This window comes from Streptomyces sp. NPDC002886, from assembly GCF_042888445.1.
Classification (GTDB): domain Bacteria; phylum Actinomycetota; class Actinomycetes; order Streptomycetales; family Streptomycetaceae; genus Streptomyces.
This window is the reverse complement of the sequence record NZ_JBIAPV010000011.1, coordinates 79353-100797: the sequence shown is the minus strand read 5'-3', so window position 1 is coordinate 100797 and position 21445 is coordinate 79353. Positions and strand designations below refer to the sequence as shown.

Genomic DNA, 21445 nt, shown 5'->3' with positions numbered 1-21445 from the left:
CCGGGTCTTCGGCGACCTCGACCTCTACGCGTGCCCGCCGCCGGATGACACCGCCGCCGTCCCGGGCCTCATCGGTCCGGCAGCCACGCCGCCGCACAGAGCGAGGTCTCGGCCGCTTCGGCGTACAGGGCCGCGCCCAGCCAGGCGCGGGCGAAGTCGGTCGGGTCGGCGGGGAGCAGGCGGCCGAAGGGGTCGCGGGCGCGCCGGGTTGCGGTGCGTTGCAGTTCGGCCAGAAGGTCGGCGGCGGTGGGGAAGGCAGATCGGCGCAGCAGCCCGGCGTCGGCCGACAGCGATCCGGGGACGGACAGGAAGGGGCGTCCGGCGGCGACGGCCTGTTCGAGGCGGCGACGCAGGAGGTGGAGGGGGGCCTGGTCCGCCCCCCGGCCGGTGGGGACCTGTGCGACGGACGTCGGCGGGGCTGAGGGGAGGTCGGCGCGTTGCAGCCGGTCCAGGCCCAGGTCGACGCGCCGGGTGGGATCCGCCGGATGGGCGGCCGCCAGCAGTTGGAGGGTGGGGCGCGAGTCCGGGACGAGGCGGCCGACGACGCGCAGGCGCGTGCCGGGCAGGGTGGCCAGCATCCGGAGGTTGTCGCGGTACGCCAGCGCCGGATGGTCGTGGGCCGCGGTGAGGCGGAGGGTCAGGTCGTCGGAGGACGTGGCCAGGAGGCAGTCGCCGCCTGTCTCGCGGGCGGGGCCCAGGATCGTCACGTCGAGGAAGAGCAGGTCGGCACCGGGAGCTTGGGGGTGGAGGGCGCGCGCGACCTGTTCGGCGGGCGGCGGGGCCCACAGGGCGGCGAGGGGTTCGTCCGTCCAGGCCACGCCCGTCGCCTGGACGGCCTTGCTCCCGGCGCCCGCGCCGAGGCGGCCGGTGGGCGAGACGGTCGCCCCCGACAGGGCGAGCCCGGCGTGGGACAACTGGCGGTGGGTGAGCGCGGTGTCGCCCAGGCGTACGGTGCGCCCGGCTGCCGCCGTGGCACGGCCGGGGCCGCCCGGGGCGATGTCCGAGACGGTGTAGAGGCGGCCGTCGGCGGCGGCGGTCCAGGTGACGGCTCCCGCGTAGCCGCCGGCGGTGATCAGGGGTTCGGTGAACAGGCCGTACAGGCGCAGGGATCCGTCCGGTACGTAGGTCTGCCGGGCGGTGCCGCGCAGGGCGGCCAGTTCGGGGCCGGTGGCGTCGGGCAGCCGGTGGGCGGTGCCGAGCAGTTCGCGGACGGCCGCCGTGAGGTCGGCGAGGCGGTGGGCCGGGTCGGCGCAGCGGGCGGAGCGCAGCGAGGTGACGACCGAGACGGCTGCCGCCGCCGGGCGGGGCAGGCCGCCGAGCTTGGCGGTGTGGGCCGCCCGCAGCAGTTCGGACTGCAGGACGGCTCCGGCGCCTTCGATGCCGGTGTCGAGCACGGCGGCTCCCGCGGCCCAGAGCTGGGCGGCCGCGGCGCGTTGCTCGGGGGTGGCCGCGCTCTCCTCGGCCGGCGGCGGCTCCGGCGCTCCGGTGTCCCCGCCGGGTGACGACTGCCCGGCGTCCGCGTCGCGGGACGGGCCGGCCGCGGGGTCGGCCACCGGCGCGGCCGACGCGATCGCCGCCCGGTGCAGGCAGTCCGGGGCGAGCAGGCAGCCGCAGCGGATCGCGTCCGCCGTGGCCACCACCCCGGCGGGGGCGTGGAGTTCCAGGCCGGTCTCGTCGTCGACCGCGATCCGTACGATGTCTCCGTCGCGGGTGACGGGCCGGTCGGCGATCTTGGTGATGGCGGCGTCGAGCCGCTTGCGCAGCCTGGGCGAGAGCGCGCCGACGATCTCGGCGGTCACGGCGGGCGGGACAGCGGGCAGCTGCTGGTGGTGCTGGCTCATGCGATCTTCTCCCCTACCCAGCGGGCGAGTTCGAGCGGGCTGAGGGCGGCGACCGGCATCCCTGCGGCGACCAGCTGTCCGGCGACCCCGGTCGAGTACCGGGGGCGGCCGGCGTCGTCCAGGCTCGCGCAGCCGAGTACATGGCACCCGGCTCCGACGAGGGTGCGCACCTCGGAGAGGAGCCCGCCGACCGGATGGCCCTCCTCGAAGTCGCTGATCACGACGACCAGGGTGCGGGACGGCACGGTCACCAGCGTGCGGGCGTGGCGCAGCCCGGCGGCGATGTGGGTACCGCCGCCGACCCGTACCTCCAGCAGCAGGGACAGCGGGTCGTGCACGTGGTCGGTGAGGTCGATGACTTCGGTCGAGAAGGCCAGGAAGTGGGTGGAGAGGGTGGGTACCCCGGCCAGGACGGCGGCGGTGAGGGCCGACCAGATGGTGGAGGCCTCCATGGAGCCGGAGACATCGGTGACCAGGACCAGCCGCCAGTCGGCGGCGCGCCGGGCGCGGGAGCGGAACACCGGGTGCTCCGGAATGACCTGGACGCTGCCGTCGGGGGTCCGGCGCGCGGTGGCGAGGTTGGCGCGCAGGGTGCGGGCCAGGTCGAGCCGTCCGCCGGGGCGTCGGCTCGGGCGGGGCAGCGTCATGCCGGTCAGGGCGGGGCGCAGCCGGGTGGCCAGTTGCCGGGTGAGTTCGTCGACGAGTCGGCGGACCAGGGGGCGCAGTGCGCCGAGCCGGGCCTCGGGGAGGCCGCCCGCGTGCTGGAGGACCGTGCGCAGCAGGTCGACGGAGGGGCGGACGGCGGCCGGGTCGAGTTCGCCCAAGACGTCGCGGCGGCCGGCCGCGGCGGCGGCCGCGAGGACCTCCTCCCTGATGCCGGGGCCGAAGAGAGCGGACAGTTCCTCGGACCATTCGCGGACCCCGGGGTAGGACGCCTGGCGGCCGCCGCGGTTGCCCGCGCCGAGATCGCCGCGGGAGCCCTCGCCGCGGCCGCTGCCGTACAGCTCGTCCAGTGCGGTGGCCAACGGCACTGCCGATGACGGCAGTTGGTCGGTGCGGCGGCCGAGTACCAGTCGCCAGCGATCGGCGGGGGCCAAGACGCGGTCCACCGCGGGCGCCGCCGAGGATGCTGCCGGCGGCAGGTCGGCCCGCTGCGCGGCCGCGCGGTCGGCGGTACCTCCGGTCGCCGCGGCGTCCGGAGCCGGTGGGTGGCCTGGGGCATGCGGTGGTGTACCGGTCGGATCAGGGGTCGTGGGCTCCGTCAGGGGGGCGGGTGACGGTTCGCCGGGGTGGTCAGCGCCGTCATGCGGCGGCGTCGCGGACGGTCCGCGGACGTCGGGGCCCGCCGGAGGGGCGGGGGGCAGCAGGCCCAGCCGGTCCAGGGTCCCGCGGGCGGCGAGGTCGGCGCGGGTCCACAGTGCCAGCGCGGCCGGGTCGATGCCGTCCGTATCGGTGACCAGGCCGATCGCGTCGCCGAGCCGTTCTTCCACCGCCGTGAGCAACCGGTCGCGGGAGGCGGGGCTGAGGGTGTCGAAGCCCCCGCGCAGCGCGGGAAGGCGGTCCAGGAAGGCGGTGTCCGCGAGGTCGGTGACGCGGTCCAGCACCGGGTCGAGGACGGGGGCCATGGTCTCCAGAAGGGGGGCGGCGGCGGTGAGCAGGCCGATGAGGCGGCCGGTCAGCGCGGTCCGGGTGGCGGCGTCCGTGGCCGCGTCCACCCAGGACGCGGTACGGGTACCGAAGGCGTGGGCGTCCTCGTGGCCGAGCAGGACGCGGACGGCTCCGGCCGCGGCGGACATCAGGGGCGAGCCGTCGGCGGCCAGTCGGGTGAGGGCGTCGGTGAGCCGGATCCCGCCGAAGACGTCCGCGCGGTGGGCGAGTTCGAGCAGTGCTCGGGCGTCTTCGGGGTCGTCGGAGCCGGTGAGGCCGTCGACTTGGCGGACGGCGGCCGAGGTGAGCAGTTCGCCGACCACCGCCGACCGCGCGGCGCGGTCCGGGTCCGGGCCGAGTCCGGCGACGTGGCCGGCCCGGATGCGGTCCAGCAGGCCGAGGGCGAGGAGCAGTTGGGGCAGCGTGCCGGTGGCCGGGACGGCCTCCCCCAGTTCGGTGAGCCGTTCGTCGGCCAGCGCGGCAAGTCCGCAGGCGGCGGCCTCCGCGAGGCCGTCGATGCTCTGGGCGGCGGTGGGACCGCCGTCGTCCTGTTCGGCGCGGCGCCGCTCGCGCAGCAGGCCTTCGGCGGCCTGGGCGGGGGTGACGCCGCGGATTGCGGCGGCGGTGAGCATGGCGGCGGTGGCCGGGGTCCAGCGCACCTCCCACCGGGTGGTCACGGCCTCGCCGGCGCCGGTGCCCGTGACGGGCGTCGACGAGGCGTAGGGGATGCCGCAGACCGTCAGCCGGCGCAGCAGGAGTTCGCGGCGGCGGTCGAGGTCCGAGCGCAAGGGGTCGAGTCGCAGGTCGCGGGCGGTGGGGCCGGTGTCGGCGGGGCCGGGCAGGCCCAGGGCCGCGACCTCGTCCTCCACGGCCGGTGCCAGACCGCCGCGCGGGGCGGCGGGCGCGGGCCGGCCGGAGCGGGTGCCGACCAGAACCCGTTCGAGCGACCGGGCGACCGCGCGACCGCGGCCGAGCGGTTCGCCCTGGGCCAGTACGGTCTGCACGGCCTCGATGAGTTCGCCGCGGCCGGGCGCGGGCAGGCCGCGCAGCCGGGCGAGGTCGCCCGCCAGCCGGACGATCTCGCGGGCGTCCGCGGGCCCCGAGGGGTGGTCCTGCGCGCGCAGTTCGCCGCAGATCCGCACGGCCGTGGTGAGGAGTGCCTCGTCGATGGCGGCCGGCCGGCCCGCCGCCTCCAGGACGAGGTGCTGCCATTCGGGGTCGCGGATGCCGGCCGGGTAGCCGGACCGCTCGTCGAGCAGCGGGTAGGTGTACGGGATGAGGGACACGGTCCAGGACGGACCGTTGGGGAGCGCCTCCGCGGGCGGCACCGGACCGGTCCCGGGGCCCAGCAGCGCCGGGGTGTGGAAGGCGCCCACGACCACGGCGGCCCGGCGGCCGGCGGCCGTGGCCTCCTCGATCCGGGCGCGCATCCAGCGCTCGCGGGCCAGGTCCGACTCGGCGACCGCCCCGGCCCGTTCGGCGTCGTGCCGCAGTGCCCAGCCCGTGAGCAGGGCGGCGCGGCGCAGCGCCTCCGGCGGGGAGCCGGGGGCGGCGGTTTCCACCAGTCGGTCCCACAGGTCCTCGCCGGGACGGCCGGTAAGGCGTGCGGTGAGCGCTTCGCGCAGCCCGGGTCCTTCGTGGCCCGCTCCGGCCGGGCGCCGGGGCTCGTGCCGGGCCGGGTCGGACAGCGGAAGGTCGCAGGCGATCACGGGGATGTCGTGGCGGGCGGCCCAACGTAGGGCGACGAGTTCGGGAGAGAAGTCCGCGAACGGGTAGAAGGCGGGACCGCGCCCGTCCCCGGAGCCGTCCCTGCCGGAGCCGGCGGGGACGGCGGCCAGGGCGACGGGGGCCCGGGTGTCGGCGTGGGCGAGCCAGGGCAGCCACTCCTGCAGATCCGCGGGGAGCTCGACGAGCAGCACCTCGGGCTTCGCCGCGTCCAGCAGTTCCGGTAGGACGGCGGCGAGCGACGGCGCGTGGTGGCGGACGCCGATGAGGTACGGGGCGGTGGGGTCGGTCAGGGCCTCCACCGCCTCGTCGGGAGTCATGGCGTGGGTGGTGGAGTCGGCCGGGGGGACGGAGGCTTCCGCGGTGGCGGTGGCGGTGGCGGTGGCGGCCGGGGACGGGGCCGGGGACGGTGCGGTCATGGTGTCAGCTCTCCAGGACCGGGCGCAGGTCCCACAGGGTGCGCCAGGTCGCCGACCCCTGCTCGGCGCGGCGGCGCACCGCACCGTCCCAGTAGCCCAGCAGCCGGGCGGCGTCGGCCGGGTCGTCCTTGCGGACCACGCCCAGCAGGTGCCCGGGGAGCAGGGACAGCACGTCCCGGTCGCCGGGGAAGTACGCGGCTGCCAGGGCCAGCGACCCTGCCACGGACACCGCCTCCGCGGTGCTCATCACCGTGGACGGTCGCTCGACATCCCAGCCTTCGGACGACCGCCCGTCCCGCAGGTCGCGGAAGGCCGTGACGAGGGCTTCGAGGATCGCGTCGTCCACCTGGAACGGGGCACCGGCCCGGGTGACGGCGGCGTGGGCCTGGCGGCGTACCAGGGCGGTCTCGGCGTCCAGGTCACCGATGGGGCCGACGGTCTCGAAGTTGAAGCGGCGCTTGAGGGCAGCGGACATCTCGGAGACGCCCCTGTCGCGGAGGTTGGCGGTCGCGATGAGGGTGAAGCCGGGGGCGGCGTGGGCGAGGGCGTCGGCGCTGCCGGCCAGTTCCGGGACGGCGATGCGCCGTTCGGACAGGAGGGAGACCAGGGCGTCCTGGACCTCGGGCAGGCAGCGGGTGATCTCCTCGACGCGCGCCACCGCGCCTCGGGTCATGGCGGTGAGGACCGGAGAGGGAACCAGGGCCTGCCGGGTGGGGCCCTGAGCCAGGAGCAGCGCGTAGTTCCAGCCGTACTTGAGCTGGTCCTCGGTGGTGCCCGCGGTGCCCTGCACCACCAGGCCGCTGGTGCCGCACACGGCGGCCGACAGCAGCTCGGAGAGCATCGATTTGGCGGTGCCGGGCTCGCCGACGAGCAGCAGCCCGCGTTCTCCTGCGAGGGTGACGACGCAGCGTTCCACCAGGGCGCGGTCACCGACGAACTTCTGCTGGACGACCAGCTTGCGCGGGACGCCGTCGGGCGCCGCGGCGCCCTCGGGCAGCCGCAGGGCCTCGCCTCCGCTGCCCATCACGAAGGTGACGACGGCGCGCGGGCTCAGCAGCCAGGCGGGTGGGCGGGGGCCGTTGTCGTAGGCGGCGAGGAAGGCCAGTTCGGTCGCGTGGCTGTCCTCGGGCGGGCTGACCTGACGGGCGGCCGGGGGTGCGGAAACGGTGGTGTCGGTGGTGTCAGTGGTGTCGGTGGTCATCGGCGGCGGCCCTTCCGGGTGGCACGGGTGGTGAGTTCTTCGAAGGCGGGGGCGTCGCCGTCCTTGACACGGCCCCAGGCGCGGGCGAACAGGGCGGGCACCGGCAGGTGCGGCACGGCCCGGGTGTGGTCGCGGAGCGGGTAGAGGGGTTCCTTCCAGGTCTCCACCGGCAGGGCGGGGGCCTTGAAGTCGTGCCAGCCGCAGGGCAGGAACAGGGTCCGGCCCGCGCGGGACCTCTTGGCCTCCAGGACCAGGCCGGTGGCGGCCAGTTCGGTCCTGGCCTTCTTCGACCGGCCCGGAGTCCAGCCGGTCCACCGGGCGCGGTCGCGGTCGGTCGGGTCGGGCAGTGCGAGCAGTTGCAGGTAGAGCACGGCCGCGTCGTCGCCCAGTCCATGGGTCGCGGCCACCTCGGCGACCAGCTCCGGGACCGAGCGGGCGGGGTCCTGGGCGTAGCCGGTGAAGCCGCCGGGAGCCGACCCGGCCAGGACGGCCTGTTCGAGGTCGTCGCCGAGCAGGGTCCGCACGACGGCCAGGGAGTGGCCCCGGCCCGGGCCGACCAGCCCTTCGAGCAACCCGAGCACGGGATCGTCGGCGCCGGTGATCCCGGCCGTACGAACCAACGTCATCTCGGTGTCGCCGTACCAGGGGCGCAGCACGAGGGCGTCCCCGAGCCGGGTGAGGCCATCGGCTCCCGCGCCTCCCGTCGCGGGCAGGCCGTACGCGGTGCGCAGCGGGGCCGCGGTCGCGGTGCCCTTCTCCGTCCACTCCACGTCGAGGTCGAGGATGAGGTCGGGGTCGGCCAGGCGCCGGCGCAACGCGGCGAGTCCGGCCGGCAAGTGGGCGCGCAGCGGATGGCCGTACGGCAGTCCGTAGGCGAGCCCGCTGAGCGCGGCCACCGCGCTCGTGAGGTTGCCGCGGCCCGGGACGGCGGCCGGGTCCTCCGCCACGAGGTGGCCGTCCTTGTCGAGCCGCATCGGGGTGGTGCGGCTGAGCCACGCGGTGGTACCGGGGTTGAGGACGGCTTCGGCCGACGCGATGGAGACACCGGCCAGGACGTCTGCCAGCTCCTCCGGCAGCCGGACCTGCGAACCCAGACGCTCCGCCCAGGTCTTGGCGGCCGCCGCGGTGTCGGGGCCGGTCTCCCACAGGTCGGCGGGGTCGGCGGGGAGCAGCGCGTCCAGCAGTGCCAGCCGGTTGGTGCGGCCGAGCGCGCTCAGCCTGGCGTCGGCCCGTTCGGCCTGCCGGGCCTTGAGGCCCACCAGGGCCAGCCCTGCCGCGTCGAGTTCACCGGTTCCCGCCGCGACGAGGAGGGCCGCCTGTGCGGGCCCGATGCCGGTGGCGGCGTCGAATGTGACGGGCGCCTCGGGCCGCCACGGCGCGGCGCCGCGCTCGCGGACGAGGCGGATCAGCGGGAGCAAGCGCTCCTGCGGGAGGGCGGGGGTGTACCGCTGGTCCTCGTGGTGGGTGAAGCCGGCGATCTGGCCGAACGCCCCTTCCGGGTCGTGGTCCAGGGCGAGCCAGTGGACACGGTCGTTGCGCTGGGTGTGCCCCCGGCCGAGGATCACCACCGTACGGTCGCCGCGGCGCAGCACTTGGCCGAGCCGCTGCTTCTTGCCGACCTGGTCCTCGCTGTCCTCCTCGCACAGCAGGACCTGTCGCAGGGCGCCCGCGGGGTTGGCGAGCGGGCCGGTGGCGACCGCTTCCAGCAGGAGCAGCAGCGCCTCCCGGTGTTCACCGGTGGTGGTGGGGGCGGCGGCGCGGTAGGCGAGGGGGGCCAAGGCGTCCAGGAACGGCAGCCAGCCCAGTTCGATGCCGGGGACGGTGTGGGTCTCGCTCGTCCAGCCGTCGCCGAGGGCCGGCAGCGCGGTGGGGTCGGGCAGCGGCTTGCCGTCGGCGGGCTTGCCGGACAGGACCTGGTTGACGGAGAGGATCTGCTGGAGGCCGCTCCACCTCGCTTCGCGCCCCCAGTAGCCGTGTCTGCCCGGCGTGGCGATCCCGTCCACGGCGGCCGTCAGGGTCGTGTCGTCCCCGTGCACGGGCCGGTGGTCCGCGTACATCCCCTCACCGTGCCGCTTCGCGCCGTGCGGTTCGTCCTGCGGGGGCGCCACGTACGCGGCGATGGCGGCGCGGTGGTGGGCGGCCGTCCGCACGAGCACGCTCACGCCGGTGAGCAGCCGGGCGTCGGTCAGCGCGGGGAACGCCGTGGCGACGGCCGCCTCGATGAGCTCGTCGGCGGTGGGGCCGTCGGACGACTTGTCGGCGGCGACCGCGGCCTTCCGTCCGGCCAGTGCCGTGGCGACGGTGTCGAGGAGGTTCGCGATCTGCGTGTCGGTGACCGCGCGCAGGGCGGCCGAGCCCCGCTCGTCGCGCGGGCGCAGGGCGTGCCAGAACGCGGGCGGCGGGACGTACCGAGTGCCGGCGGCGTACTCGCCGCCCTGCTCCCCCACGGGTACCGATCCCAGCGCGTCGGTGGTGGCGGCGCCCACCGGATAGAGCTCGACATTGCCGCCGACGACGGCGGCGAGGGGCGCGGCTCCGCCCGGCAGCCGCAGGGCGCCCAGCGGTACGGAACGGTCCCGGCGGCCCGGTGCGACGGCCAGGGTGACGGTCCGCCCGTCGGGAGTGCCGGAGGTGACGCGGCGGTCGGTGTCCTGTCCCTCGGTGCGCACCCAGCGGCCCAGGACGGTGCCGTCGGTTCCGAACGGCGTGGTCTCCAGTCCCGGGAGCAGCGGCAGGACCTCGCACTCCTCGGTCACGAGTCGGGCGCCGTCGCGGATTCCCGACTGCAGGAAGGCGGGCAGCGAAGCACGGCCGTGGGTGCCGCCCGCCGGGTCGTACTCGACCCAGCAGTGGTCGCGGCCCTGCTTGCCCTGGCGCCAGTGTCCGGTGCCGTCGCCCAGCACGGGGCGGGTGGACGGCAGGGTGGTGTCGCCGGCGTGCAGGGTACGGCCGCCGGTGGCGCGGCCGCCGCCGGGCAGTGGCAGCGACGGGGAGCCGACGTCCTGCCCGTTCCACCACTGCGGCAGCTGCTCGCCGCCGAGGGTGAAGGGTTCGCCGGGGCGGTTCGACCAGTACGCGCGCTGCTTGCCGTCCTCCGCCCAGATGACCAGCAGTTCGCCGTCGGTGTACCGGAAGCGGGGGCGCCGCCAGCGGTCCAGGTCGGCGGGCAGGCGCAGTTCGTGTTCGAGCAGCACCCCTTCGGGGCCGACCACGACGGCCGTGTGACGGTTGGCGAGGACCAGGGCGGGCCAGGCCTCGGCGACCACCATCCAGTGGTGCTGGTCGGTCCGGTCGGTGTCGAGCCGCCGGTAGGTCTCCTCCAGGGCGGGCCAGCCCAGTTCGTCCAGGACACCGGCGCGCAGGGTGGCGCCGAGGACCGGCGCCAGGTCGTGGGCGGCGATCCGGGCGACGGCCTCCGGGTTGACCTGGCCGGCGACCGCGCGGAAGGACGACAGGCGCCGGAGCGCCGCTCGTGAACCGGGCAGTCCCGCGGCCCCGGTGAGTTCCGCGGCGCGATCGCGCAGCCAGTCGTGGAGCACGGCGCCGAGCACCGGGTGGGCGGCGATCTCGGTGAGTACGGAGTCCTTCGACCGATGGCCGTTCATACCGTTCAGCGCGTCGTACAGCAGTGCGCGCAAGCGGGGGCGGCCGGCGACGGCCGTCAGGTCGCGGCGGCCCGGGGTCTCATCGCCCATCCAGCGCTCCAACGGGAGGTGGACGTTGGCGCCCGCCGCCGGTTCGGTGACGGGGATGTCCCAGGCGACGCAGGCGTCGAGCAGGTCCAGGTCGGCGCCCGCGTGCCAGCGTCCCTGGAAGAGGTCGGCGGGGCGGCCGTCGGCGCGCAGCCGGGGGGCCATGCGCTCGACGAGGTCGAGGGTGCGCGCGCAGCGCTCCGAACTGGACGAGCCGTGCTTGCGGTGCAGGGCCCAGCGGCTGAGCCAGTCCGCGGGGTCGACGCCGTCGGTGGGGTCGACTCCGTCCGTGCTGTGCGCGTCGGTGAGCAGGGTGTCCGCGCCCGTCTCCGCGAGCAGCGAGAGCCAGGCCTCGTCGGCCTTCCGGTCATCGCCGAGCCCGGTCGGCATGATCTCCAGCAGGCGGGTACGGATCTCCGGTCGTACGGCGGCGAGCGCCACCAGGGTCGGGCGGTAAGCGGTCCAGAAGGACGCGGGGGCCCGGACGATGCTCGGTGAGGCGATCAGATCGCCGACGAAGGCGCTCTCGGTGGTCTCCCGGTCCAGGCCCGCGGCCTTGATGAGCGCGCGGGCATCCTGCGGCAGGGCCGCGTACGGCGCCATGCCCGCAGCGCAGCGTTCGACGGCGAGCTGCCGGAACTGCGCCCAGGCCTCGGCCGGGTCGAGGCGGCGCGACAGGTCCTGCGCGTGGTCCTTGAGCGCCTTGACGGTCAGGGCCCCGGCGAAGGCGAACTCCAGGAAGACCGCCCGCTGCCGCTCCTCGTCGACCGGCAGGCCGTGGACGCGCTCGGCGGCGCGCGCCTTGCCGAAGAGCGTCGCGGCGTAGGTGCTGTTGTCGTGCTGGAGGAAGACGCGCGCCGCCTGCTCGTAGAAGGTCGGCAGGAAGTGCGGTACGGCGCGGCCGAGCCGGGTGGCGAGTGCCTCAAAGCCGTCCTTGGCGGCGCCGGCGCGGGACTTGGCCTGGCGGGCCAGCCGCTCCATGTCCTTGACCAGGGCCAGCGCGTGGTGGCCGTTGGCCGGATCGTTGACCAGGGCCCAGGCGGGGAAGCCCAGCGTCTCGCGGCGCACCTGCCCCACTTCCGGGGCGTCGGGCTCGCGGGCGAGTCCGAGGAAGTCCAGTGCCAGGTCCTCTGCCTCGCCCAGGGTGCCCGCCACCAGGCGCACCACGCGCCGGTCGTCCAGGGCCGGGTGGATGTAGGTGCGGGCGGTGAGGGTGTCGGCGTCCTCGCGGGAGACGGTGCCGGCGCGCAGGATCGCCCCGGCGTCCAGCAGGGCCGCGGCCCGGGTGATGTCGGTGCTCATACCGGTGCTCATGCCGCCTGCTCCTCGTCCTCGATGTCGCGTCCCGCGTACAGGGCCGCCGCCATGCGCATGCCTTCCGACCAGGCGACCGGGCCGACCTGTCCGGCGGTCAGGGCCCGGCCGGCGGCGTCGGTCCAGGTCAGCGAGCCCGTCTCGGTCCGCTCGTAGCTGTCGTAGTCGCCGATCCAGATGCGCGCCTCGACCGTCGCGCCGTCCTCTACGACCGGGCAGACCGCCTGGCCGCCGCGGGCCCGGTAGCCGAGCTGGGTGGTGCGCCCGTGCAGGAACCGCAGTTCCTTGAAGGCGCCGCCCGCGTAGTCGTCGACCGAGGCGGTCTCCGGGTCCAGGTCCGCCGGGCGGTGCCAGACCTCGCGGAAGAGCTGCTGCACCCGCTGGTCCACGGTGAGTTCGACCGCGAACTCACGCAGTTCTTCCAAGTCCGCGAGCAGAACCGGGTGCGGGATGCGGACCAGCTCGGGGCTGATGCGCACCGTGTCGCCGTCGAGGTCGACCAGGCCGAGGCCCCGGACGGGGTCGGCGTCGCGCAGGAATCCGGCGACTTCGCCGTCCTCGCCCGTGACGACGAGGTCGTACAGCGCGGAACGCCAGGCCGTGTCCTGCCACACCCGGGCGATGACCGCGACGGGGACGGGCAGCGAGCGCACCATCCAGCGCTCCACGTCGGCGACGCACTGGCGTTCGTGCCGATCCAGCCACTCCACCAGCTGGCGCAGTCCGACCACGGCCGGGTCGTCCGCGAGTTTCCCCGGGACCGTCTTCAGCCGGCGACCCGCCGCATTGCGGCAGACCACTTTCCCGTCGTCTAGGGCGACTTCGTAGTCGCCGGCCGGAACCCACCCCATGTGCTGTCTCCTCGGTCAGACGGCCTGGTCCGGGGCATGGCACGGCATGTCACACCCCCGGTCGCAGCGCCGCCGCGATCATGTTGGTGTGACTCTAGGGGCAGCCTCGGACAATGCTTCCAGCCGCTTCACAGCGCCCCGGCACGGGCCAGACCTCCGGGGGGTTCCAAGATGCCAAGTCGATGGCCACGAGGCTCCCGCCGATGAGACCGAGGCCGTCGCAAGCGACCTGCGGACCGGCACACCGTGCACGGTCACAGCCGCGAGGGCTTGTGGCCACCCTGAGCAGCATCCCCGACACCGGTCGAACAGGCGGCGCGGCACCGGGCGACGCCGCCGAAATCCACGCGTTCCTCGAACTCCAGGGGCCGTGAGGGGCCGGTGTAGCCTGCCGACTGTTCGATTCAGGTCGGGGGTGGGGACGCGATGGATGTAGCGCTGGTCATGGAGGCGTTGGCGGTGCAGGGCGACCAACGAGCCGTGATCGAGCTTCCCCAAGGGTCATGGTGGGACTGGGACATCGTCTGCTGGGACCCCGGCCGGCTGTGCCTGGGCGCCGGGTCCGACATCTCGTATGCCCACGGCCTGGAGCTGGTGTTCAGCGACCCGGTCTTCGTCACGTGCCCGGCCTTCTTCCAGGACCCGGTGTTTCGTGCGCCGACGCCTGACGAGGTCCGACTGGTAGCTCGGCAGATCGGTGAGACACCTCCCGTACTGATTGCCTTCGAGGCCGATGCGGGCGGGCCGAGTCCGGCCTCCGGCCTGGTCGCGGCCGGGCGGCTCGACATCGTCCAGGGAACCGTCTTCCGTTACTGGCGCGAGAACCTGGCAGTCGGGGAACGCCTGGCTCCCTGGGTGAAACCCTCGGCTTGATGGGTCTGCGGCCCATGCGGCTGCGGCGCAAGGGCCATGGACCCGGCGCACGAGGCCGACCGGCGGGACATGACCGGGCGAACGGATACCCCGCCGACGGGGCGCGCGATGGGAAAATCGGTGTGTGACTCAGCGCAGGCCACTGGACGCCACTGGACATCGCTTCTACGCCGGACCCCGGACCCCAGCGGCGGGGAGCGGGAACGGGAAGACGGCGGCATGCCGGGCACGCTCACGTCGCGCCGCCGCGAGCCCTGACGGGAGAGGAAGCACCGTGTACATCACCTCCGCCTCGGTCGAGGACATCCTGGACCTTCGACAGCAGGTCCTGCGGCCCGGGCAGCCCCGCGAGAGTGCCCTCACCGAGGCCGACCTGCTGCCGGACACCTTCCACCTCGCCGCCCGCACCGACACCGGCGAACTCGCCGCCTGCGCGACCTTCAGCACCGAACCCCTGCCCGACGACCCAGCTCTGGCGCCCTACGTAACCGAAGGGACGTGGCGGCTCCGCAAGATGGCCAGCGCACCACACGTACGCGGGCAGGGTTTCGGCGGGGCCGTACTGCTCGCCGGCCTCGACGCCTGCCACGCGCGCGGCGGCCGGCTCGTCTGGTGCAGCGGCCGCCTCGCCGCCGCCGGCTTCTACCAGCACCACGGCTTCACACCAGTCGGCGACCAGTACACCGTGCCGGGAATCGGCGCGCACCATCACTTCGTCCACCGGCTCCCCTGAACCGAAGCCACACCGCGCCCGGCCGCCCGCCCGCCCGCCAAGCCGCACGGCTGGTCCTGCCCGGCCTCCGGCTTCAGGCCCTCGTCATGAGCCGAGCGACCGCCGCGTCGTACCGCGCCTGGAGTTCCGCATCGGCCGATGCCCGCAGCAGCGCGCCGAGCGCGCGTACGGCGCCGTCGTCGTAGCCGGAGGATTCCGCCTCCCGGGCCGCCAGGTCGAGTTGCCCGATGCCCCCGGCCTCGTCCCCCAGCCCCAGCAGCGCCTCTCCCCGCACCATGAGGAGCAGGACGCGGGGCACGTCGGCCGTGTCCGACCGTTCGTCGAAGGCCAGCGCCTCGGTCGCGGTGTCGAGCGCCGGGCGCCATTTCCCGGCGTCGGCCCAGTGGCGGGCGAGGTGCTGCATGGCCAGTCTCTCAATGGTCCGGTCACCGGCCTCGCGCGCCAGCTCCACCGCGCGCTCGCATCCTCGCGCGGCCTCGTCCAGGCTGCCGAGTGCGGCTTGCGCGACGGCCAGGACGACCAAGGCGTTCGCCTCGGCCACCGCGTCGCCCGCCCGGGAGGCCAGCGTTGAGGCGGCCTCCAGGTGGGTGAGCGCCTCCGGGATGCGTCCTTCCTCGGTCAGGACCCAGCCGAGCACGTTCAGCACCCGTGACTCGGCGTACTGGTCTCCGCCAGCCCGTGCGGCTTCGAGCGCGGTCTCCAGGAGCGGGGCCCAGCCGTCCCGGACGCGCCACACGATCAGCGGCCACATCGTCAGGACGATCCGCCAGGTCCGCTCGTGCAGTCCGGCGGCGTGTGCCGCGGCCACCGCCTGTGTGAGGTCGTCCCGCTCGGCCGCGTACCACGCCACGGCGGCCGACCGGTCGCCGAACTCCCGGACCACGGCCGGCGGCAGGTAGTCCGAGGGCAGAGGGAAGCAGTCCTCGTTGCCGGGCTCGGCCGCCGCCACCGCCGCGATGCCCGTGGCGATGTAGTGGTCGAGGACGCGCCCCAGTGCCTCGGGCCCGCCCTCCAGGCTGCGCGCGTAGAGCCGTACCAGATCGTGCATCGTCCACCGGCCGGGCACCGTCTCCGTGACCAGGTGTGCGACGGCCAGCCGCTCCAGGGAGGCTTCGGCGACTGCCGGGTCCGTACCCGCCAGGGCCGCCGCCGCGTACCGGTCGACGTACGTGCCGGGGTGGCGGCCGAGATGGGCGAACTGACGGGACACCTCCTGCGGCAGCTGTTGCAGCGTCACGCGCAGCGCCGCCCGTACGCCGGTGTCCTCCACGTCCAGCAGGCTCAGCCGGCGCGTCTCGTCGGACAGTTCGGCGGCCATCTCGCCCAGGGACCAGGCGGGTCGCCCCGCGAGCCGGGCGGCTGCCACGCGCAGCGCGAGGGGCAACCCGTCGCAGAGCTCCGCCAGCCGGAGCGCTGCCTCCGGCTCCGCGCGTACGCGTTCCGCCCCGAGCACCTCGGCGAGGAGCATCGTGCCGTCCTCCGGTCCGAGCACGTCCACGGCCACGGGCCGGGCGGTGTCGGTGACGATCAGTCCCGGCAGCCGGTTTCTGCTGGTGACGACGGTGACGCAGTGGCGACCGCCGGGAAGGAGCGGCCTGACCTGCTCGGAGTCCCGGGCGTTGTCGAGCACCACGAGGAGCCGGCGGTCGGCAGCGAGCGACCGGAACAGCGCGGCCGCGCCGTTCGCCGACTCCGGAATCCGGCCGTGGGGCACACCGAGCGCCGGCAGGAACTCGCGCAGCACCTCGACGAGGGCGGGCTCGCCCGTGTCGCCGAACCCGCGCAGATCCGCGTAGAGCAGCCCATCGGGAAAGGCGGCACGGCCGTGGTGGGCCCAGTGCAGCACGAGGGCCGTCTTCCCGACCCCGGCGGGCCCGACGACCAGGCAGACGGGCGCCTCGCCCTCGGTGGCCCGGGACAGCGCGACGAGCTCCGCCGTCCGCCCGTGGAAGCCGCGCGGCGCGCGCGGCAGCAGATCGGGTGCGCGGGTCGGCGGGGCGGCGTCCGGTACGAAGGCGGGTGGCGGGACGTCCGCTACGGGGGCCCGGCGGGGACGGCCCAGACCGGCTGTGCGCTCCAGCTCCCGGGCACCGGCCGCGTCCTGAACCAGGACCGCGGCCAACGCCTGCACCGTGCGGCGCTGGGGCCCTCGGGAGTGCCCGCGCTCCATGTACGAGAGCGCCCGCACACTGACCCCCGCGGCATGGGCCAGCTCCTCTTGGCTCAGCCCGGCCCGCTTCCGTAGACCGTACAGAAGGGCGCCGAACTCGCCGGTGTCCGCTGTACCGGTGTCCATGTCTGGAAGTCCCCTGATCGGTGCGGCCCAGCACAACGCCGTACCTCTCCCGCAAAAGTATGCCCGACCTGGTTTTGCAGGTTCTGCGCGCGAATCCGGCCGCCTCCCGCCACGGGCTCGGCCGAGGAGGCGGCGTAGCGGCGGAAATGGAGACGGTGGCTGCGCACGGACGGTGGATCCGGGGCCCGGCAAGGACTGCCGACCGTACTTCTGCTGGTGGAAGTGCCTGGGAACGTGACGGTCCACCGTGATCGACTGAGCCTCCCGCAGCGGTGCTGCTCCGTACGGCGGACAACCCCACCGCCCACGCGGAGCGCCCCTCCCGGCCCCCTCGGTGGCCCGGGAATCACAAGCGGGACAAGTCGAACAGAACGAAGGGCAAGACCCAGCATGAAGAAGAAGATCATTCTCCTCGCCGGTGCCGCCGCTGTCGCCGGCGGTGTCCTCATCGCGGCCCCGGCCGTCGGCCAGGCGTCCACGGCGGACCACGGGCTGACCGCTTCCGCCCCTGCCCCCAGCGCCACCGTGGCCCTCGGCTACGAGTTGTCCGACTCCGACCTCGTCACCCCGATGGGCGAGTGGGGCGTCGGCCGGCGGACGCCGCGCTCCTGAGCCGCCTTCGGATCCGGCCCCCTGCCGTCGGCAGGGGGCCGGATCGCGTTCGGCGCGCCCGGGCCGGCGGGCGGCCGCGGGCGGCCCGTGCCCAGTGGCCCGCTGAGGGCCACTGGGCACGGGCACCGACAGGACCGTAGGGTGCCCTTCCCCAACACCACGGACCCGAAGGCCCGTCCGCCGGGACCGAGCTGTCCGAGCTGTCCGAGCTGTCCGAGCCCGACCCTTGTCAGGGGGTCGAGGTGGGGCCCAGGCGGCGCAGGCCCTTGCGGTCGTAGTAGGTGGTGGCGGCCCAGCCCAGGAGGACGGCAACCGCGATGCCGAGGCCGATCATGAGCCAGGCACGGGTGAGGCCGGCGTCGGCTCGGGCGTCGAAGTAGAGGATCGAGCGGACGCCGCCGCTGAGCTGTCGCATCGGCTCGAACACCGCGAGCCAGCGGTAGAAGGCCGGCAGGGCCTCCAGGGGGACGGTGGCACCGGAGGAGGGCAGGGCCATGACGATGAAGACGAACATGCTGACGAGTTGCCCGATGCTCCCGAAGGTGGCGTTGATCGCCTGGACCCCGAGGCCGACCGTGGCACTGGTGGCGAAGGAGAACACCCACAGCAGCCACAGGTGCGAGGCGTCCATGCCGATCACGGTGATGCAGGTGAGCATGATCAGGGTGGAGGTCACGGCGGACAGCGCCACGGACATCGCGGACTTCACCAGCAGGGTGTGCCGGCGGTCGATGGGCACGGTCGGCCGGCGGCTGTGCCAGGGGCCGATTTCGCCGTCCGCGTAGCCGAGGGCCACGTCCACACCGTTGCTGATGATGTTGCCGCCCATGAAACCCGCCATGACCAGCAGCAGCGAGTAGTAGAAGGCCGTCAGGCCCAGCCCGCTGTGCGCGCCGAGCGGGTGGCCCGGCCTGACCTCGACGTGCAGCGGGTCCGACAGCATCAGCTGCTCGGCCGCGGTCGCTGACCCTCTCGGCTCGGCCGCGGCAGCCGCCGTAAGGTCCTTGCCCACCTGGGCGGAAGCACGGTGGGCGGCGCCCTGGGCGATGGTCGAGGCGAAGCTGGAGGCCAGGCTGCCCACGCCCGGATTGGTCAGGACCTCGAGGGTCGGCCGAGCCGGATCGCTCCCGGAGGCGGTACGGAGGCCGAGGACGGCGGCGGTAAAGCCGTCCGGGACCACGAGGGTTCCGTAGAGCTTGCCCGACTCCATCTGCTCGCGCGCGGTGTCCGCGTCCAACAGCCGCCACGACGCCTGCGGTACGGCGGAGCGCGGGTCCGCGATGCCCTCGGTGATCGAGGTGCCCAGGTTCTGGTGCTTGCCCGCCACGTCCACGCCGCTGTCGGCGTTGACCAGGCCGATGGGAACGTCACGCAGGTGCCCGTTGGGGTTGGCGATGCCTCCCATGTAGAGGAGCGAGAGTCCCACGATCACCAGGGAGACCAGGATCGCGGGGAACTTCCAGATCCGCGGGTTGCGCAGCACCCGCCCGGCGGACACCCGCACGCGGTCGGAATCGGGCTCGGTCATGCCACTCCCAGGGCCGGCAGTTCGGTCGTCCCCCCGACCGCGCAACCATACGATTCGCCCCGCCCCGTCCCATGGTTCGGCGCTCCGATGGGCCACCATGACAAGGACCGCCGAAGGGCCTACGGTCCCCCGTCCGCCGTCCGCCGGCGCGTGGGAAAGCATCGGGCTCGGGAGGATCAGGTCCGGGGAGCGTGTCTCCGCCGTCGGTCCGGACGGTGAGCTGCGCCGGGACGAGTGCCGGCCAGCACCACACGGCGGCCGTCGTCGAGACGAAGGCGAGGGGCACCGCGAGCAGGAACACCACAGTGGTGGCCGTCATGCTCCAGCCGGCATCCGGTAGGGCCCTCCCGGCCGGCGGGTCCCCCGGCGGAGCGAATCGCGAGCTGTCAGGACTCCCGGAGACCCCTGACAGCAAGGAGTACAGCGAGCCACCCATTCAGTCCCGTACCGCCCTGGGATCAATCGGCAGGACCGGGCCGCGTCCGAGAGCCGGCCCTACGGAGGCACCGGCACAGGCACCGGTCCCCCGGCCCGGCGAGGGGTGCTTGAAGCGCGAGCCGGGCCGGGCCCGCTTGCACGGCGGCCGCGGTGCGGCAGGCGAGACGGGGACGCGATGGGCTGGGCAGGTCGGGGCTCAGTTGTCGAGATTCTTCAGGCTCTTGAGGGCGGTCAGGACGTCGTCGGTGGTGCCGACCTGGCCGAGCCTGGGGAAGATCTTGGTGAAGGTGTGGGTGTGCGCGGCGGCGTCCATGTCGGTGGTGGCGTCCTGGGCGAAGACGAGGTCATAGCTGTGCTCCCAGGCGGACCGGGCCGTGGACTCCACCCCGATGCTCGTGGCGATGCCCGCCAGAACGATGCGGTTGATGCCGCGGCGGCGCAGTTGGAGGTCGATTTCGGTGCCGGTGAAGGCGCCCCAGTGGCGCTTGGTGATGACGATGTCGTCGGCGCCGGAGGCCAGCTCGGGCGGGAAGGCGGAGAACTCGGCCGGGGGCGCGGCGGTGAGCCCGGGCTCGTCGGTGCGGTTGGTGGGCAGGTCGCCGCCGTCCGCGGACCAGGCGACCTTGACGAGGACGACGGGCAGGCCGGCCGTGCGGAAGGCGTCGGCGAGCCGGATCCCCTTGTCCAGGATCTGCTCGGCGGGGGTGACCACGGGGAGGGCCATGATCCCCTTCTGGAGGTCGATCAGGACCAGGGCCGTGTTCTTGTCGAGCGTGATCTCAGACATGGGGGGATCTTCCTTCGTTCGTTGATGGGTTGGGCACACGCAGGGGCGCGCGTCGGCGCATGGGGTTGGTCGTGCGCCTTCGGACGGGGCCCGGGGGTGCGGCCGAATGGTGCGGCGCCGGTAGTGCGGGCCGAGTCAGTCCTCGGCCAGGCGGTGCAGGGCCGGGAGGGCTTCGACGAGGGCGTCCAGCTGGGCAGGGGTACGCCGGTCCGTATGGCGCTGGACGAGCCGAAGGCCCCGGCGGGGAACGGGGCTCCCTCATCGAGGCCGGAACGGAGCCCTGCCGCCTGGCCCAGACCGAGGCCGGGCAGGAGAGGAAGCACACCCGCTCAGCCTGCGTCAGTCCTGACCCCGTTCAACCTGGGCGAAGGCAGCGAAGCCGATCTCTCCCAGTGCCTGGTTCTGGCGCAGGCCGTCCAGGGTCAGCCCCTTGGGGTACGTCGCGGCGCGAAGGCGGGTCTTCGCGACGGAGGATGGGCGGGGTCGAATGCCTATCGTCGGCAGGTCTGTCTCCAACAGCAGGACCCCGCTACCGGTGGATCACCGCACACGGTTCCCCCTGCACGATGTTGAACTCGACGCACAACCGGGTGCCGTGGGCGAACTTCTTCCCGCCTTTCCACTTCCAGCCGACGATGGATCCCTTCGTCAGGGCGGCGCTCACCGGGGTGGCGTCCTTCCACCCGGTGAGAGTCGAGCGGTACCCGTCCGGGTCATAGGTGATCAAGCGGGCCCGTACCCCGGTGCCGTGGCCCTCGAAGTGGGCGCCCACGTCGTCGACTCGCAGCCCCTTGCCCCGGACCGACAGGCCCACCTTGCCGTCCTGGGCCTTCGCGTCGGCGTGCGCCGGTGAGGCGGCGAACACGAGGGCCGCCGCCGTCAGTGCGTAGATCGTCTTTCTCATGCCGGCTCAACCGGGCGCGGGACGGAAAGGTCACCCGGCCCCGGAGGCCCCGTAGCTTCGCCCGGTCGTCCTGCCCCGCCACCAGGACGTCGACGTCGAACGCAGCCTCGCCCGGCTCATGCCCGTCCGCCGCCATGCACGCGACTGCGGACAACTCGTTCAAGATGCGGCTGGGCCGCCGGTCAGTCCATGCCTTCGATGATGCGGAAGTCGCGCTCGACGCCGTCGGGGAGGGCCACCAGCGCCTTCTGATAGGCCTCGCTCTCGTATGCCGCGACGGCCTGTTCAAAGCTGTCGAACTCGATCAGAACGACGCGTTGCGGGATCCCGGCCTCGTGGGCGACGACTCGACCGCCATGGGACGGGATCCGGGACATGAGGCGCCCGCCCCCGGCCTGGACAGCCGGACCGGCCAGCTTGTCGTAGGCAGTCAGCCCCTCAGGGTCGGAAAGGGCGGGGTAGACACTGACCCAGTAGCCCTTGGCCATGGAAACCTCCTGTGGTGGGCCGGACACGTCCGACTTCGGATCGGCACTCATATCGATCGATCCCGGCGGCGCGTACTGCGGTCCGTGGAATCGCCA

Annotated in this window: 13 protein-coding genes; 3 read left to right on the top strand and 10 right to left on the bottom strand. The window is 74.2% G+C overall.

Features of this window, described 5'->3' with window-relative positions; all coding sequences use genetic code 11:
- Nucleotides 1-68 precede the first annotated feature (68 nt).
- Genes ACFYYB_RS34565 through ACFYYB_RS34545 form a run of 5 tightly spaced genes read right to left on the bottom strand, consistent with a single transcriptional unit; the run spans nt 69 to nt 12690 of the window.
- The gene (locus ACFYYB_RS34565) at nt 69-1841 is read right to left on the bottom strand and encodes a hypothetical protein (RefSeq protein WP_389440827.1); all 1773 of its coding nucleotides are present in this window, start codon (nt 1839-1841) and stop codon (nt 69-71) included.
- Nucleotides 1838-5632 carry a DUF5682 family protein gene (locus ACFYYB_RS34560; RefSeq protein ID WP_389440824.1) on the bottom strand — a complete coding sequence of 1265 codons (3795 nt, stop codon included), beginning with the start codon at nt 5630-5632 and terminating at the stop codon, nt 1838-1840. Before ACFYYB_RS34560 ends, ACFYYB_RS34565 begins: the two co-directional genes overlap by 4 nt.
- Nucleotides 5633-5636: 4 nt before the next feature.
- On the bottom strand, nt 5637-6833 hold the full coding sequence (locus tag ACFYYB_RS34555; RefSeq protein ID WP_389440821.1) for an AAA family ATPase: 1197 nt from the start codon (nt 6831-6833) through the stop codon (nt 5637-5639).
- Complete coding sequence (locus ACFYYB_RS34550; RefSeq protein WP_389440819.1) at nt 6830-11839, bottom strand: hypothetical protein; 5010 nt, start codon at nt 11837-11839, stop codon at nt 6830-6832. Before ACFYYB_RS34550 ends, ACFYYB_RS34555 begins: the two co-directional genes overlap by 4 nt.
- Nucleotides 11836-12690 (bottom strand): DUF4132 domain-containing protein, encoded by an 855-nt coding sequence (locus ACFYYB_RS34545; RefSeq protein ID WP_327308954.1) that lies wholly within the window; start codon nt 12688-12690, stop codon nt 11836-11838. Before ACFYYB_RS34545 ends, ACFYYB_RS34550 begins: the two co-directional genes overlap by 4 nt.
- A 426-nt stretch (nt 12691-13116) precedes the next feature.
- On the opposite strand from ACFYYB_RS34545, the gene ACFYYB_RS34540 reads away from it, so the two are divergent.
- Entirely contained in the window at nt 13117-13563 is a 447-nt protein-coding gene (locus ACFYYB_RS34540; RefSeq protein WP_389440816.1) for a hypothetical protein, read from the top strand.
- Nucleotides 13564-13837: 274 nt separating this feature from the next.
- A complete protein-coding gene (locus ACFYYB_RS34535; RefSeq protein WP_389440813.1) occupies nt 13838-14296 on the top strand; it encodes a GNAT family N-acetyltransferase in 459 nt (152 codons plus the stop codon).
- Nucleotides 14297-14369: 73 nt separating this feature from the next.
- Here ACFYYB_RS34535 and ACFYYB_RS34530 read toward each other — a convergent pair whose 3' ends face one another.
- Nucleotides 14370-16592: a helix-turn-helix domain-containing protein gene (locus ACFYYB_RS34530; RefSeq protein WP_389440811.1), complete on the bottom strand. Its 2223-nt coding sequence runs from the start codon at nt 16590-16592 to the stop codon at nt 14370-14372.
- Between the two features lie 390 nt (nt 16593-16982).
- On the opposite strand from ACFYYB_RS34530, the gene ACFYYB_RS34525 reads away from it, so the two are divergent.
- Nucleotides 16983-17204, top strand: a complete 222-nt coding sequence (locus ACFYYB_RS34525) for a hypothetical protein (RefSeq protein ID WP_389440809.1) — start codon at nt 16983-16985, stop codon at nt 17202-17204.
- A gap of 229 nt (nt 17205-17433) precedes the next feature.
- Here the strand turns inward: ACFYYB_RS34525 and ACFYYB_RS34520 are convergent, their stop codons facing one another.
- The 4 genes from ACFYYB_RS34520 to ACFYYB_RS34505 form a co-directional block, all read right to left on the bottom strand.
- Nucleotides 17434-18732 (bottom strand): YhgE/Pip domain-containing protein, encoded by a 1299-nt coding sequence (locus ACFYYB_RS34520; RefSeq protein ID WP_389440806.1) that lies wholly within the window; start codon nt 18730-18732, stop codon nt 17434-17436.
- A 634-nt stretch (nt 18733-19366) separates the two neighbouring features.
- Nucleotides 19367-19957 (bottom strand): hydrolase, encoded by a 591-nt coding sequence (locus tag ACFYYB_RS34515; RefSeq protein ID WP_389440804.1) that lies wholly within the window; start codon nt 19955-19957, stop codon nt 19367-19369.
- 529 nt (nt 19958-20486) lie between these two features.
- On the bottom strand, nt 20487-20861 hold the full coding sequence (locus ACFYYB_RS34510; protein ID WP_389440802.1) for a hypothetical protein: 375 nt from the start codon (nt 20859-20861) through the stop codon (nt 20487-20489).
- Nucleotides 20862-21043: 182 nt separating this feature from the next.
- A complete protein-coding gene (locus tag ACFYYB_RS34505) occupies nt 21044-21349 on the bottom strand; it encodes a DUF1330 domain-containing protein (protein WP_389440799.1) in 306 nt (101 codons plus the stop codon).
- Nucleotides 21350-21445 lie beyond the last annotated feature (96 nt).